Here is a 16,630-nt window from a genome sequence, read left to right as displayed (position 1 = left end):
AATTATAATATAGTATAACCAGGGGTTCTTGGAAATGGAATAACATCCCTAATATTATTCATTCCTGTAATAAATTGAACTAATCTATCGAATCCTAAACCGAATCCACTATGAGGTATAGATCCAAATTTACGTAAGTCTAAATACCACCAAAGTGTATCAATGTTTATTTTTAATTCTTTAATTCTTTTTAGTAACATTTCATAACGTTCTTCTCTTTGAGAACCTCCAATAATTTCACCTATTTTTGGAAATAAAATATCCATTGCACTAACAGTTTTATTATCATCATTCATTCGCATATAAAAGGCTTTTATAGAAGAAGGATAATTAAAAACTATAACAGGGATTCCATTAAAATATTCATTTACTAAATATTGTTCATGTTCAGATTGTAAATCCATTCCCCAATAAATTGGATAGACAAAATTTATATTTTTCGTTTTTTCTATTTTTTTTAATATGTTTATAACCTCTGTATAAGTAATTCTGTGAAAAGAAAATTTTAGTATAATTTCTAATGTTTTTAATACAGTAATTTCTTTTTTTTTATTCCATTTTTTTATATTTTTATCTAAAAATGATAAATCTTCTATACAATTATCAATAATATATTTAATAGTTAATTTCAAAAAATCTTCTGCTAGATTTATGTTATCATCTAAGTTAGAAAATGCAATTTCTGGTTCTAACATCCAAAATTCAGATAAATGTCTTTTAGTATTTGAATTTTCTGCTCTAAATACAGGACCAAAAGTATAAACTTTTCCTAATCCCATAATAGCAGATTCAGCCTCTAATTGACCAGATACACTTAAATAAGATTTTTTTTTAAAAAAATTTTCATTAATATTATTTTTTTTTTTAGTAACTATTTCAAACATTTCTCCAGTTCCTTCACAATTAGAATAAGTTATAATAGGTGTATGTAAATAAAAGAAATTTTTTTTACAAAAATATTTATGTATAAAATAAGATATAAAATGACGAATTCTCATTACACAACTAAAAATACTGGTTTGAAATCTTATATGAGCTTGTTCTCTAGTTTTTTCTAGACTATGAGTTTTAGGTTGTAAAATAGATTTTTGTATAATATTATTATCTACTAAATTATAAAATTTTATTTCATGTGATTTTAATTCAATACTTTGTTTACTTCCGTAACTTTTTTTTATTATTCCTATAACTTTAATAGAAGATCCAATTGTAATTTTTTTTATAAAATTTTTATATAAAACTATTTGTAAATTTTCTACTGTAGATCCATCGTTTATCATTATAAACATAGAATGTCTAAAAGATTTAACCCATCCCTCAACTATTAATTTTTTATTTTCGAATAAAATTCCTTTATTTAAAATTTCTTTAATTGAGTATTTACTTATCATTTTTTTTATATTCTTAGTGTTTCCTCTTTTTTTTGATCATAAAAAAAATCTATTTTTTTTATATAATCACTAGTAATATTTTGTATTTTATTTTCTCCTAATTTTAATAAGTCTTCAGATATTATTAATTTTTTTATATTTTTCTTATTTTTATTTCTAATATTTCTAATTAATATTTTTGAATGTTCAGTATAAATTTTTATTTTTTTTACTAAATTTTTTCTACCTTCTTCTGTAATAGAAGGCATTTTGATATATATTATTCCTCCTTTGTTTGTTGGCATAAATCCTAGATTTTCATCTATTATAGCTTTATCAATTGTAGAAATAATAGTTTTATCCCATGGTTGGATAGTAATATTTTTATTGTCTATAATTGTAATACTAGAAATTTCTAATAATGGAACAAATTTATTATAATATTTTATTTTTATTTTTTCTAAAGTAGAGGCTAATGATCTAATTCCCAATCGTATTTTACTTATATCTTTTTTTAAGATATTAAAAATTTTTTCCATATCTTTTATGCAAAAAGAAAAAATTTTTTCTAATTTTTCCATAATTTTTTAGTTTTTTGAGACTAAAGTTCCAATCTTTTCTCCGGAAATTAATTTTTGAAGATTTCCTTTTTTATTTATATTAAAAATTATAATAGGTAAATTATTTTCATTACCTAAAATGAATGCTGTTTGATCCATTACTTTAATTTTCATTTTATATGCCATATCAAACGATATATTTTTTAATTTTCTAGCAAATTTGTTTTTTTCAGGATCTGTTGTATAGATGCCATCTACCCTAGTTCCTTTTAATAAAACATCTGCCTTAATTTCTATTGCTCTTAAAACAGCAGCTGTATCTGTAGTAAAATAAGGGTTACCAGTACCAGCAACGAATATTACTACTCTGCCTCTTTCAAGATGATAAATAGCTTTATTTTTTCCAAAAGGTTCTGCTATTTGATCCATTCTAATTGCTGTTTGAATATGAGCACATATTCCAACTTTTTCAAGATAAGCTTGAAAAGCTATACCATTAATAACAGTAGCTAACATTCCCATATAATCCCCTTCTATACGATTAATAGCTTTTTCTCTAATTCTGGAAAATCCCCTAAATATGTTTCCACCTCCTATAACTATAGCTAATTGACCCCCCATATTTACAATTTTCTTAACTTCTTCTGCATATTGTGTAAGACGGTCAGAATGAAGTCCAAATTTACTGTTTCCCATAAGAGATTCTCCACTTAATTTCAACAATAATCTTTTATACTTCATGTTGTATATAATACTATTTTCATGGAAAAATTCCTAATTTTTCATAAGAATCAATAATTTTATTTATAGCTAATAAAAAAGATGTTGTACGAAAGTTTTGTATGTTTAAAGATTTTTTTAAATTACGTATTTTATGAAAACAGCTAACCATTGTATCTTCTAAACCACTTCTTACTAAATCTATTTCATTAGCGCCTCTTAATATAATTTTTTTTTCTTTTTCTGATATTGTTTTTTTACATATTGTTTCTATTATGTTTAATAATTCTCCATTCATATTTTCACTAAATTTTTTTTCTACTCTTCCATAACGAACATGACTCAAATTTTTTAACCATTCAAAATATGAAACAGTAACGCCACCAGCATTCAAATAAATGTCTGGAATTATTACTATTCCTTTTTTTTCTAAAATTGAATCTGCCTCATGTGTAATAGGTCCATTTGCAGCTTCTCCAATAATTTTAGCATTAATTTTATGAGCATTATATTTATGTATTACATTTTCTAATGCAGCAGGAATTAATATATCACATTCTATTTCTAGAGCTTTTTCTGTTTTTTCTATATTAACTGCATCTGGAAAATTTAAAATAGAACCTGTATTTTTTAAATGTGAAATAACTTTCGATACATTTAATCCATTTTTGTTATATATTGCTCCTTCTCTTTCAGCTAAAGCTATTATTTTAGCATCAGATTTATAAAAGAAATTAGCAGTATGATAACCTACATTACCTAATCCTTGTATTATTATTCTTTTTCCACTTATACCAACATCAAGTCCTATTGATGACATTTCTTCTTTTATACTACAAAATTCTTTAATTCCATAAAAAACACCTAATCCTGTTGCTTCTTTCCTCCCTCTAACGCCTCCTTGAGAAATAGGTTTACCTGTTACACAGGCTAATGCATTTATATCTCCAGGACGCAAAGATGTAAAAGTATCTAAAATCCAACTCATTTCTTTCTCTCCTGTTCCGTAATCAGGTGCTGGAACATCTATTCCTGGACCAATAAAATTTTTTTTTATTAATTCATAGGTATAACGTCTAGTAATTTTTTCTATATTTTCTTTAGATGTAGATTGTGGATCTATTTTTATTCCACCTTTAGCACCTCCAAATGGTACATCCATTATTGCGCATTTGTAAGTCATTAATGCAGCTAAAGCTATAATCTCATCTTGATTAACTTTACTACTGTATCTAATTCCTCCTTTACATGGAAGTTTATGGTGGGAATGTTGAACCCTGTATGCTTTTATTATTTTTATTTTTTTATCTATTTTTACAGGAAAATGCATCCTATAAACAGAATTACATTCTTTAATTTGATCTAGAATACCATTATCTACAGATATAAACTTTGCAGCTTTATTAAAATTTTTTTCAATACTATAATTGAAAAAATTACAACCAGTGTTATTTTGGTTTTTTTTTGACATAATATATAAAATAAATCGTCAATATAAAATATTTATTATTTTTTTTGGTATTATAATTAATTTTTTTAATTTTTTTTTATTTAAAATATTTTTTATTTTAGGATTATTTAAAATATTATTTTTTATTTTTTCTATTGTAAATTTTGAATCAAAATTTTCTGTAAATTTTAATTTTCCATTAAACATTACTATATATTTAATTTTATTATCTAATAAAAATTTTGATTTAAAATTAGGAATAAAAGTATACATAATAGATTTTTTTTTACCTAATTTATTCCATATCTCTTCAGAGATATATGGAGCAAATGGGGCTATTAATTTAATAAATTGTTCTAATATTTTTCTTTTATTACACTTTATTTTAATCAATTTTTTAATAAATATCATAAAATCACTTATACATGTATTAAAATGATACAATTCTATTTTTTCATCTATTTTTTTTATTAGGTTGTTTAATAATCTAAATTCTTCTATTGTTGGTTTGTCTTCATTTACATAAAATTTTCCATTTTCATGAAAAATACTCCAAATTTTTCTTATAAATATTTTTATACCATTTATTTTATATCCATCCCAAGATTTTGATTGTGTAATAGGTCCTAAAAACATTTCATACATTCTAAATACATCTGAACCATATTTTTTAGATATATCATAAGGTTTTATTATATTATATTTAGATTTTGACATTTTTTCTAATTTTCTTTTACAGAAAAAAAAACCTTTTTCTAAAAGAAAAGTTGCATCATTAAATAATGGATAAAATTCTTTAAATTTATTTATATCTATTTTATTTTTTTCTATAGTTAAAGAAATGTCTATATACATCTCTTGAAATGAAAATTTATATTTTTTATAATTTTTTAAACCATAAGATACAAATATTTTTTTTCCAGTTACTTTTAAAACTATAGCTGAATGATGTAAAATCATACCTTGATTTATTATTTTTTTAAATGGTTCTTCTGATTTAATCCATCCTCTATCTTTTAGAAATTTATTCCAAAATCTTGCATATATTAAATGACCAGTAGCATGTTCAGATCCTCCAATATATAAATCAACGTTTTTCCAATAATCTTCTTTTTCTTTACTTAAAAAAAAATTATTATTTTTAACATCCATATAACGCAAAAAATACCAACTTGATCCAGCCCAACAAGGCATTGTATTAGTTTCAATTGGAAATATATATTTATTGTTTATAAGATTTGTTGAAACTATTTTTAATTTTTTCTCATTCCAAGCCCATTTTTTTGATTTATATAACGCAGATTTTTCACTTTTTGTATAAAAATTTTTTATTATTGGTAATACTATAGGTAGTTTATTAATAGGAATTGGAATTGGAATTCCTTGTTTAAAATATATAGGAATTGGTTCCCCCCAATATCTTTGTCTAGAAAAAATAGCATCGTGCATTTTATAACTTGTTTCACTTTTTCCTATTTTTTTTTCTAATAATATTTTTATTATTCTTTTTCTAGCTTCTATTCTATTGAATCCATTTAAAAAATTAGAATTAATACATATTTCATCTTTTTCATTTTTATGTTTTAATACATTAATTATTTCAATATTGTTGAATTTATAAGAAAATATTTTGCTAATTTTATCATGACCAGGTATTCCTAAATAAACTTTTCTTTTATTTTTTATGAAAAAAAAATCACCAATAAAAATTGGAATTTTTTTATTTGTAATTGGATGTAATGCGTAATATTTTGTAAGAAAATTTGAAGTACAATTATCCTGATTTTTATAAAAATTATTTATTTTTTTTGAAATTGAATGATTTTTTGATAACGTAATAAATGTTATTCCAAATATAAGTTCAGGATATAATATTATTGCCTCTATTTTTCCTATATTAATTATATTAATTAATATTGAAATTACTTTTGATTTTCCAATCCAATTTAATTGTAATTTTTTTAGAGAGTTAGAACATTTGATATCATCAAATCCTTTAATAAGTCTATTTGAATAAGCAGTTGTTCTTATATGCCATTGTAACATTTTTTTTTTATTTATTGGATATCCTCCTCTTTTACTTTTTCCATTATTTATTTCATCATTAGCTAATACTGTTCCTAATTCGTTACACCAATTAACCAAACTTCTTTTTAAGTATGCAAGTCTATAATGTTGAAGTATAGTTTCTTTTTTTAAAAAATTATAATATATCCATTTTTTTGAATTAAATTTTCTTTTGTATGAAGTATATGCATTTATTTTGTAATTCCCATTTTTGTTAAATTCTTTAATTAAGATATTTATATCTTTAGCTTTATTCTCTTTTTTATCGTACCATGAATTAAAAATTTGTATAAACATCCATTGAGTCCAACGATAATAAATTGGATTACTAGTACTTAATTTTCTACTCCAATCAAATGAAATACCTATATCCTCTATTTGATTTTTGTATTTTTTTTCATTTTCATAAGTTATACTATGTGGAGATTTTCCAGTTTGTATAGCATATTGTTCTGTTGGTAATCCAAAAGAATCAAATCCAATTGGATTTAAAACATTATATCCTTTTGCTCTTTTATATCTAGCGTAAATATCTGAAGCTATATATCCTAGACAATGTCCTATATGTAATCCAGATCCAGATGGATAAGGGAACATATTTAAAATATAATATTTTTTCTTTTTATTTTCTTTTATACGAAAAATATTATTTTTTTTCCAATATTTTCTCCATTTTTCTTCTATTTCTCTAAAATTATATTCCATTTTTTAAATTACAATAATGTATTAAGTGTTAATTTTATAAAAAATATACAATTAAAATATTTTAATAAAAAATATAAAAATGTTTAATGAAAATGAATATAGAAATCATTTTTTGGATAAAAAATATTTAAATAATCAAACTATTGGTACATTAGTTGAATTAATACATAATAATCCAAATTATATAGTAAATATATTTAATTTATTAAATTCTTTTAAAGCTAAATCTGTATTTAGAATTCTTGATTTTCCTACAAAAAAAATGATTATTGAAAGAATTCCATCAAGAAAAAGAAAAGAATTTTTAAATAATTTATCGGTAGACGATCGCGTTTCTTTTTTAGAAGATCTTCCAAAAGATTTTTTAAAATATTTAATTAAATATTTAAATCCAGAGGAAAAGAAAAAAACATTAGTCTCTTTAGGATATCCTGAAAATAGTGTAGGTAGATTGATGGTACCTTATAATATAGCTGTACAAAAAACTTGGAAAGTTAAAAAAGTATTAGATTACATAAGAAAAGAAGTTAAAAATAGTAATGTAATAGAAATTGTTTATATAGTAGATAATTTTGGTAGATTAATAGATGACATTAAAATAGGAAAATTTTTATTAGTAGATCCTAATACAAAAGTTTATAAATTAATGGATAAGAAATATACTGATGTATTAAAAGTAACTGATACAGAAGAGGAAGCAACTAAAATATTTTCTATGAATAATAGAGTATCTTTACCAGTTATAGATGATAAAAATTATTTATTAGGAATTGTAACAATTGATGATATTTTTTTAGTTTTTAATGAGAATTATAAAGAAGATTTACAAAAAATGGGTGGAATGGAGTTTATAAATCAATCATATTTAAGTATTCCTTTGTATAAATTAATAAAAAAAAGAGCAAGATGGTTAATATTGCTTTTTATTGGAGAAATGTTTACTACTACAGTAATGCAAAGATTTTCAAATTTTATAGAAAAAGCAATAATATTATCTTTATTTATTCCTCTAGTTGTATCTAGTGGAGGTAATAGTGGATCTCAAGCATCTAGTTTAATTATTCAAGCTATGGCGTTGGAAGAGGTTAAAATGAAAGATTGGTTAATAGTAATGAGAAGAGAAATAATATGTGGTTTATTTTTGGGAATTATATTAGGATTAACAGGATTTTTACGAATTGTAATTTGGCATAACATGAAATTATTTGATTATGGATATCATTGGATTTTAGTTGGATTTACTATTTTTTTTTCTTTAATAGGAGTAGTTTCTTGGGGGACATTTAGTGGATCTATGTTACCATTTATTATAAAAAAGTTTGGTGGAGATCCAGCAAGTTCATCAGCACCTTTTGTAGCTACATTAGTAGATGTTATTGGATTAATTATATATTTTTCTATATCTTATTTTATATTACATGGAATATTATTGTGATTAAATAGTTTTCTACATAGTTTTAATACTTTATTAAAATTATCTGGTATTGGACAACAAAAATAATATTTTTTTCCATTATTTGGATGAATTAATGATATTGATTGTGCATGTAATGCTTGTCTTGGTAAAATTTTAAAACATTCTTTAAAAAAAAATTTATATTTTTTAGATATTTTTTTAAAAAAAAGTTTTCTTTTGCTATAAAGAATGTCATTAAATATTGGATATCCAATATATTTAAAATGAACTCTTATTTGATGAGTCCTACCTGTTCCTAATTTACAAGAGATATATGTTAAATATTTATTAAATCTTTCTATAACATTATAGTAAGTTATTGAATATTTACCATGATTATTAAAACTACTATTAATCATTTTTTTTCTATTTTTTGGATCTCTTTTAATAAAACCCTCAATTATTCCGTATTCATTAGGTATTTTTCCCCATATTAAAGCTCTATATTCTCTTTTAATTGTTTTTAAATAAAATTGTTTATTTAAATTTTTTTGGGAATTATTATTTTTTGCTATAATTAATATACCTGAAGTATCTTTGTCTAATCTATGTACTAATCCACATCTATATAAATATGAATTATTTAGGTAATATTTAATACCATTCATCAATGTTCCAGATTGATTTCCATTTCCTGGATGAACTACTAGACCTGGTGGTTTATTTATTATTAAAATATCATTATCTTCATGTATGACATCAATGTTAATTTTTTCTGCTGGATATAAGTTAACTTTTTCTTTAATTTTTAATGGTATATTAATTTTAATATTATCATATGGTTTAATTATATAATTATTTTTTATAATATTTTTATTAACTAAAATAGATCCAGTTTTAATATATTTTTGTATTTGATTTCTACTGATATTAGTAATTTTATTTATTATAAATTTATCTATACGAATTTTTTTTTGATTTTTTCCTATTATTATTACATTCATTATAGAATATTATTACCTAACTTACTGTTAGATTTTATCTTATTAGAAGTTCCTGATTTATTTTCGTTTTTTTTATTACCTAACTTACTGTTAGATTTTATCTTATTAGAAGTTCCTGATTTATTTTCCTTTTTTTTATTACCTAACTTACTGTTAGATTTTATCTTATTAGAAGTTTCTGATTTATTTTCCTTTTTATTTTCGTTTTTTTTATTATCTAAAAATTCTTTTTTATTATTATTTTTTAATTCATTATTATGTTTTTTTATCCATATATGAATAATTTCGTTGTAATTGCATAATTTTCCATAAAATGGGTTTTGTTTACAAATTTTTTCATTTTTATATTTATTAAAAATATTTTTTAATATTAAATTATTATTGTATATAATGTATATTTCATTTTCTACATGAAAAAAAATTTTTCTAAATTTTTTTTCTATAAAAATATTAATTGCTTTTCTTAAAGAAATTCCAACAACGTTAGGTATAATATTATTTTTTTCTCCTATTATTAAAGTAATATAATTGTTATAAAAAGGGAATATATATCCAGGATATATTATTTTATTATTATAAATAACTTTTAATACTACATTTTTATTATAATTTTGTTTTTTATTTTTATATTTAATTTTTTTAATAAAAATGTTGTTTCTATTAAGTATTTCTATAGCTGTAGATTCTTTTTTATTTATAATTTTTGGTAAAATTGATTTGAATAATTCTTTAGAATTGTTATTTATCCAAATAAAAATACATCTTCCTTTTTTTATATAAGATCCATTTTTAGGATAAAAAAATATTACCTTATGTTTTTTAAAAAAATTAATTTCATTTTTATAAATATTTTTTACATTATATTTTAAACCTAATTTTTTTATTATAGATATGGATTTAGAAAGTGTTAAATATTGTATATTTGGGACTACTACATAACTTCCATGTTTAGTATAAGAATCAATCCATCTTAGTGTTATTTGTGAAATTTTATGAACTAGAAATATTGAAAATAATATGTTAATTATTATTATAAATAAATATTTTATTTTTATCATAGAGCACATAAATAATTAACTAAACAAAAATATTAAAAAAATAATTTTATATTATCTGAAAATATTACAATAAAATAATAATAATGAAAAAAGTTGCTATTATAATGGGAGGATTTTCAGAGGAATCATCCATTTCATTAAAAAGTGGTCAATTAATTTTTGAAAATTTATGTAGAAAGAAATATGATCCTTATAAAATTTATATTTCAAAAGAAAAATGGATTTTAAAATCAAATGAAAATAATGAATATTTAATAAATAAAGGTGATTTTTCTGTAATTATAAATAATAAGAAATTAAATTTTGATTTTGCATTTATTGCTATACATGGTACTCCTGGTGAGGATGGTATTCTACAAGCATATTTTGATTTATTGAATATTCCATATACTGGTTCTAATTTTCATAATTCTAACATAACATTTAATAAAAAATACTGTTTATCGTTTTTAAAAGATTTTGGAATAAATGTTTCTAATTATATTTTTATAAATAAAAATCAAAATTTTTGTAAAAAAAATATTTTAAAAAAAATAGGGATTCCTTGTTTCATAAAACCTAGTAAATCTGGATCTAGTTTGGGAATAAGCAAAGTTAATAAAGAAAATGAATTTGATTATGCATTAAAAAAAGCTTTTGAATTAGATGAAGAAATTATAGTTGAATCTTTTTTAAAAGGAAAAGAAGTTTCAGTTGGAGTATATTCTTTTAATAAGAAAAAAATTAAAGTTTTACCTATAACGGAAATAATTAGTCAAAATGATTTTTTTGATTTCGAATCAAAATATTCTGGTAAATCTAAAGAAATAACACCAGCAAAATTACCATTTAATATCGAAAGAAATATTATAAAAATTGCTAAAAAAGTATATAAAATTTTAAATTTGTCAGGAATGTCAAGAGCAGAATATATTATTGTAAAAAATAAACCATTTTTTATAGAAATTAATACAATACCAGGTCTTTCAAAAGAAAGTATTTTTCCTAAACAATTAAAATCTGCTGGATTATCTTTATCAAATTTTTTTAAAAATATTATAGAATCATCTATAAAAAAATAAAATTAAATTATTTCTTACATATACATTGTTTTCTACAAATAAAAATCTTTTTATTTTTAAAAAATAAAAAGATTTTTGTTAAAAATATTAAAATAGAAATTATAAAAATAATAAGTATAATTATATGTTCTAACATATTCTCATTAGTATTTGATATATTAAAAGTGAAATTATATATGATAAAATTGTCATAAAAGTTAATTGTATTATCGGCCAAATCCATGATTTAGTTTCTTTTTTAAGAATAAATAAAGTACTTGTACACTGCATAGAAAATGCATAAAAAGACAATAACGATAGTCCTGTAGGTATATTATAAATTGGTTTTTTTGTAACTTTATCAAAATCATCTTTCATTATTTTATTTAAATTTTCATTATTTTTATTTTCTATTTTATATAAAGAATTCATTGTACTAACAAAAACTTCTCTTGCTACAAATGATGATAACAATCCTATTCCTATTTTCCAATCATAGCCTAATGGTTTGATTAAAGGTTCAATTTTTTTTCCTAGTAATCCAAGATAGGAATTATCAAGTTTTTGTTCTCGAACATTATTATATTTTAGAATAGGACTACCATATGATCCTAATACCCAAATTAGGATATTTATCAATAAAATTATTTTACCTGTATTAAAAATAAATGATTTAATATGTATCCAAATATTTATAAATATATTCCTAATTATAGGAACTTTATAAGTTGGGATTTCTATAATTAGATGACTATTATAATTTTTTTTTAAAATTTTATTTAATATCATTGCTATAATAAAAGCAGATATAATTCCTATAAAATACATAATCATTAATACTATTCCTCTTAATTGAAAAAAATACCATTTTTCATCTGGTATAATTAAAGATATTATCAGTATATAAACAGGTAGTTTTGCAGAACAAGTAATAAAAGGAGTTATTAACATTGTTATTAAACGGTCTCTATAATTTTCTATATGTCTGGATGATATTATAGCAGGAATTGCACATGCAATACTCGAAATCATAGGGACTATACTTTTTCCGTTCAATCCAAAAGGACGCATTATTTTATCCATTAAAAAAACTACTCTATTTATATATCCACTTTCTTCCATTATGAATAAAAAAAATAAAAGTATAGAAATTTGTGGAACAAAAGTAAAAACGGTTGTTATTCCAGGAATTATTCCTTGTGTTAATAAATTACTTAACGGTCCATTATAAGAATTTTCTATTTTTCTTTGAAAAAAATTGAAAAAAAATTCTATATAATTTTTAGGAAATTCAGACAAAAAAAATATAGACTGAAATATAAAAAATATAATAACTAAAAAAGTTATATATCCTAATAATGGATGCATTATCAATATATCATCTATTTTTCTAGAAAAATTTATATAACTATTATTTTTAATATAATAAATTGTATCAGAATAAATTTTATTAATTTCTTCATATCTTACTATAGTTTCTTTTATTTGTAATCTTCTAGATATTATACCATATTTTTTTTTTATTTTTTTTATTAAAAAATTTTTATAGTCTGATTTAATATTAATTTTATTAGATGATAAATAATACCATGATGTATAAGAATCAATTAAAAAATTTTTTTTAATTTCTTTTATAGCAGAATAATAATATAATTCTGGATTAAAAAAAATTTTTTTTTTATTTTTAAAATTTTTTAATTTACTCTTCAAAATATTTATTCCAATACCTTTTCTTGCATTAACTGAAACAATATCTGTAAAAAGTAATTTTTTAATTTTTTTTATATTTATTAATATTCCTTTTTTTTTTGCCTCATCTATCATATTTAATACAAGTAATACTGAAAATCCTAAATCTTGTATTTGTCTTAGTAAGAATAAACTTTTTTTTATATTAGAAGAATCAGCTACAACAATAATTTTATCTGGATAATCTATATTTTTTTTATTTAATAATAATTTTATAATTATTTCTTCGTCTTCTGATGAAGGATAAATACTATATGTTCCAGGCATATCTATTATTTGATAATAATTTTTTTCATAATAAAAAAAACCAATTTTTTTATCAACTGTTACACCTGTATAATTTCCTATTTTTTGATTAAGACCAGTAAGTTTATTAAATAAAGATGTTTTTCCTACATTAGGATTTCCTATAATAGCTATTTTAATAACTTTATTTTTATTCATTAAGTAATGATATTTTTTTAATTTTTAATATATTCAATTAATATATTTTCTGCTTCTTTTTTTCTTAATGCTAAACAAGATTGGTCATAAACAATACATAAAAGATCATAAAAAATAGATACGAAAATTATTTCAAATTTTACCCCTGGTAAAATTCCTAATTCTAATAATTTTATGGGAAAATTGTCATTTATGTAACCTTTAATAATCCCCTTTTCTCCTTTTTTTAAATCAGATAAATTCAAAATTTTTTGTATATTTCGAAATATGCTTTAAAATAAAGAATAATTAGCAATAAAAAATATTTTAAAAATTTATATATAATAAATTATTGATAACAAAATTATATGTTTTCACGTTTCACACAATTAATTATTAGCATATCAATACTAATTATAATTCATGAATTAGGTCATTTTATTTTATCCATTTTATTTAAAGTAAAAGTTGAAAAATTTTTTTTATTTTTCAATCCATGGTTTTCCATTTTTAAAAAAAAAATAGGTGAAACTATTTATGGAATAGGATGGATTCCATTAGGTGGTTATATAAAAATATCTGGAATGATAAATGAAGTAGGAATACCATCTAAAACTAAAAAATCAGAATTTAATTCTAAATCACCTATAAAAAAAATTTTAATTATTTCAGGAGGAATAATTTCAAATATTATATTATCTATTATTATATTTTCATTATTACTATTTAAGTATGGAGAATCCAATTTACCAATAAAAAATGTCCCGTTTGGATTAGAAGTGGATAATCTAGGACATAAAATAGGATTAAAAAATGGTGATGAAATATTATCTGTTGATCATGAATCAAGTAATTATTTTAATAATATTACAAAATTGATATTATTAGGTGATATGATGATAATAAATAGAAATGGAAAAACTATAAATTTTTTATTAAATGATAAAAAAAAAATTTTTTTTAATGAGAAAAAATTAAATTTTTTTTTATATCCCAGAATTCCACCTATTATAGATTCAGTAATAAAAAAATCTAATGCAGATAAATGTAAATTATATTATAATGACGAAATATTGACTATTAATTATAATCCAATTATGTTTAGAGATCAATTGAAAAACATAATTTACAATAATAGAGGAAAAAATATTACAATAGGAATTAACAGAAATGGAAATTTTATTAAAAAAAAAATTTTAGTTGATTCAAAAAATCTTATTGGAATTAACTTAAAAAATTTTTTAAAACTTAAAAAAGTTTTTACTCTTGAAAAGAGAAATTACTCTATTATAAATAGTTTTTTACAAAGTTTTGTAAAATCATGGGATATATTGAAAAATCAAATATTATTATTTAAAAATATTTTTAATATAGAAACCAAAGCTTATAAACAAATAGGAAGTTTTTTTTCTATAGCTAAAGAATTTCCAGTATATTGGAATTGTTATATTTTTTGGAATTTGACCGCTACTTTATCTATATGGTTAGCATTTATAAATCTACTTCCAGTCCCATCATTAGATGGTGGTTATATAATTTTTATTATATTAGAGATGATTATAGGTAAAAAATATAGTGAAATAATACTAAAACGTGTTACTAATATTGGATTTTTAATAATTAGTCTACTGATGTTAGTTGTTATTATTTGGGATATTTTCAAATTCTTTTTTTAATTTTTTATTAAAAAAAAATATCCTATTTGGTGTAATACCTATATCTAAATTTAGATCATTATCATGTATATTATATATTATTTTTATAGGATTAAAAAAACTTAATCCTATTTTAATGATATTTTTTTTGCATGAAAATATAAATTTATCGTATAAACCTTTTCCATAACCTACTCTATAACCTCTATTATCAAATATTATCAATGGTATAAATATAACATCAATATATATAGGATTAATTAATTTTTTATAGAATGGCTCTAATATATCATATTTATTTTTTAATAAAATTTCTCCTTTTTTAAAAAGACAATTTTTAATAGAAAAATTATTAAAATTTGTATAAGGTACAGTAATTAATATATCTTTTTTATTAAAAATATAGTTAATAATAATAAATGTATCAACTTCATTTAATTTTTCTATAGATAAAAAAATATGAAAAAATTTTTTATTCCATATTGGAATTTTTTTTAAATTAAAAAAAATTTTATAACTCATATAACTAATATCGTTTTTAGAAAATGAATTTTTTCTTTTTAATAAATATTTCTTTCTAAGATAACTTTTATCATAAATCATATTGATTTTATAAATTTTTCTAAAATTGTTGTTACTTTTTTTGGTAATTCTAAGTGCCCCATATGTCCAGTAGGTATTTCTATTATATTTGTATTAATTCCTTTATCTACTTCTCTATATATTTCTTCCTTATTTAAAATTAAATCATATGTACCAGTTATATACAATTTAGGAAACGAATATTTTTTTAAAATAAAACTTCTTTCTTTTCTAAGTGCTATCCCAATTAAAGTAGATATAATTCCATCAGAAGAATTTAATAAAGCTATTTTTTTTGTAAAATCAATTTCATCTTTTAATAAATGAATATTATTTGGATTAAACCATTTATCAACAGTTTTAATTACAAAATTATTATAATTATTTTTTATTAATTTAATTGAATTAATACGATTTTTTCTTTTTTGAACATTATCAGATTTTGCAGTAGAATGAACTAAACATAATCCTAAAAATAATTTAGGAACTTTTTCTGCAATAGCTAAAGAAATGTATCCTCCCATAGAATGCCCAATAAAAATAGCATTATTTATATTATTTTTTTTTAATACATATTTTATAATTGTATCAGCAATATATTCCATTGTTAATATATTATTTTTTTTAAAACAAACGCTATATCCATGACCAGGGACATCTATTAAAATAATTCTAAATTTTTTGCAAAGAATTTTATATATAGGAGTCCATATTTTGGAGCTGCCCATAAATCCATGAATCATTATAATTGTTAAGTTTCTAATAAAATTTTTTGGATTAAAAAATTTAAAATTATCATTTATATAAATTTGGTTACCATTCATAATAATTATCATTTATTATGTAATATT

Annotated in this window: 14 protein-coding genes; 3 read left to right on the top strand and 11 right to left on the bottom strand. The window is 20.6% G+C overall.

From position 1 onward, the window contains the following. Window positions 1-2: 2 nt before the first annotated feature. Genes asnS through H0H34_RS02405 form a run of 5 tightly spaced genes read right to left on the bottom strand, consistent with a single transcriptional unit; the run spans window position 3 to window position 6,872 of the window. Entirely contained in the window at window positions 3-1,391 is a 1,389-nt protein-coding gene (gene asnS, locus H0H34_RS02425) for an asparagine--tRNA ligase (protein ID WP_185873233.1), read from the bottom strand. Window positions 1,392-1,396: 5 nt separating this feature from the next. After that, a complete protein-coding gene (locus tag H0H34_RS02420) occupies window positions 1,397-1,951 on the bottom strand; it encodes a ribosome-recycling factor (protein ID WP_185873232.1) in 555 nt (184 codons plus the stop codon). A gap of 6 nt (window positions 1,952-1,957) precedes the next feature. Beyond that, a complete protein-coding gene (pyrH, locus tag H0H34_RS02415; RefSeq protein WP_185873231.1) occupies window positions 1,958-2,671 on the bottom strand; it encodes a UMP kinase in 714 nt (237 codons plus the stop codon). A gap of 19 nt (window positions 2,672-2,690) precedes the next feature. Further along, window positions 2,691-4,121: a Glu/Leu/Phe/Val family dehydrogenase gene (locus H0H34_RS02410; protein WP_185873230.1), complete on the bottom strand. Its 1,431-nt coding sequence runs from the start codon at window positions 4,119-4,121 to the stop codon at window positions 2,691-2,693. An 18-nt stretch (window positions 4,122-4,139) separates the two neighbouring features. Next, complete coding sequence (locus tag H0H34_RS02405) at window positions 4,140-6,872, bottom strand: class I tRNA ligase family protein (RefSeq protein ID WP_185873229.1); 2,733 nt, start codon at window positions 6,870-6,872, stop codon at window positions 4,140-4,142. 79 nt (window positions 6,873-6,951) lie between these two features. Between H0H34_RS02405 and mgtE the strand changes: the two genes are divergently transcribed. Continuing rightward, a complete protein-coding gene (gene mgtE, locus H0H34_RS02400) occupies window positions 6,952-8,307 on the top strand; it encodes a magnesium transporter (protein WP_185873228.1) in 1,356 nt (451 codons plus the stop codon). Here the strand turns inward: mgtE and H0H34_RS02395 are convergent. Together H0H34_RS02395 and H0H34_RS02390 are read right to left on the bottom strand one after the other, a co-directional pair. Continuing rightward, window positions 8,277-9,272 (bottom strand): RluA family pseudouridine synthase, encoded by a 996-nt coding sequence (locus tag H0H34_RS02395; protein ID WP_185873227.1) that lies wholly within the window; start codon window positions 9,270-9,272, stop codon window positions 8,277-8,279. The genes mgtE and H0H34_RS02395 overlap by 31 nt on opposite strands. Then, window positions 9,272-10,330, bottom strand: a complete 1,059-nt coding sequence (locus tag H0H34_RS02390; protein ID WP_185873226.1) for a PASTA domain-containing protein — start codon at window positions 10,328-10,330, stop codon at window positions 9,272-9,274. Before H0H34_RS02390 ends, H0H34_RS02395 begins: the two co-directional genes overlap by 1 nt. A gap of 83 nt (window positions 10,331-10,413) precedes the next feature. On the opposite strand from H0H34_RS02390, the gene H0H34_RS02385 reads away from it, so the two are divergent. Continuing rightward, on the top strand, window positions 10,414-11,391 hold the full coding sequence (locus H0H34_RS02385) for a D-alanine--D-alanine ligase (RefSeq protein ID WP_185873225.1): 978 nt from the start codon (window positions 10,414-10,416) through the stop codon (window positions 11,389-11,391). Window positions 11,392-11,520: 129 nt separating this feature from the next. Here H0H34_RS02385 and feoB read toward each other — a convergent pair whose 3' ends face one another. After that, the gene (gene feoB / locus H0H34_RS02380; protein ID WP_185873224.1) at window positions 11,521-13,563 is read right to left on the bottom strand and encodes a ferrous iron transport protein B; all 2,043 of its coding nucleotides are present in this window, start codon (window positions 13,561-13,563) and stop codon (window positions 11,521-11,523) included. 17 nt (window positions 13,564-13,580) lie between these two features. Continuing rightward, on the bottom strand, window positions 13,581-13,808 hold the full coding sequence (locus H0H34_RS02375; protein WP_185873223.1) for a FeoA family protein: 228 nt from the start codon (window positions 13,806-13,808) through the stop codon (window positions 13,581-13,583). A 102-nt stretch (window positions 13,809-13,910) separates the two neighbouring features. Between H0H34_RS02375 and rseP the strand changes: the two genes are divergently transcribed. Next, a complete protein-coding gene (gene rseP, locus H0H34_RS02370; protein WP_185873222.1) occupies window positions 13,911-15,218 on the top strand; it encodes an RIP metalloprotease RseP in 1,308 nt (435 codons plus the stop codon). Here rseP and H0H34_RS02365 read toward each other — a convergent pair. Continuing rightward, window positions 15,177-15,800: a 5-formyltetrahydrofolate cyclo-ligase gene (locus H0H34_RS02365; protein ID WP_185873221.1), complete on the bottom strand. Its 624-nt coding sequence runs from the start codon at window positions 15,798-15,800 to the stop codon at window positions 15,177-15,179. The genes rseP and H0H34_RS02365 overlap by 42 nt on opposite strands. Further along, entirely contained in the window at window positions 15,797-16,603 is an 807-nt protein-coding gene (locus H0H34_RS02360) for an alpha/beta fold hydrolase (RefSeq protein ID WP_185873220.1), read from the bottom strand. The genes H0H34_RS02365 and H0H34_RS02360 overlap by 4 nt, the downstream gene beginning before the upstream one ends. Between the last annotated feature and the right edge of the window lie 27 nt (window positions 16,604-16,630).

Origin of the sequence: Blattabacterium cuenoti (assembly GCF_014252375.1) — a bacterium.
In the GTDB taxonomy this organism is placed as follows: Bacteria; Bacteroidota; Bacteroidia; order Flavobacteriales; family Blattabacteriaceae; genus Blattabacterium; species Blattabacterium cuenoti_AH.
Note: the sequence above shows the minus strand (reverse complement) of the source record. Positions and strands in the feature narration are given on the sequence as shown.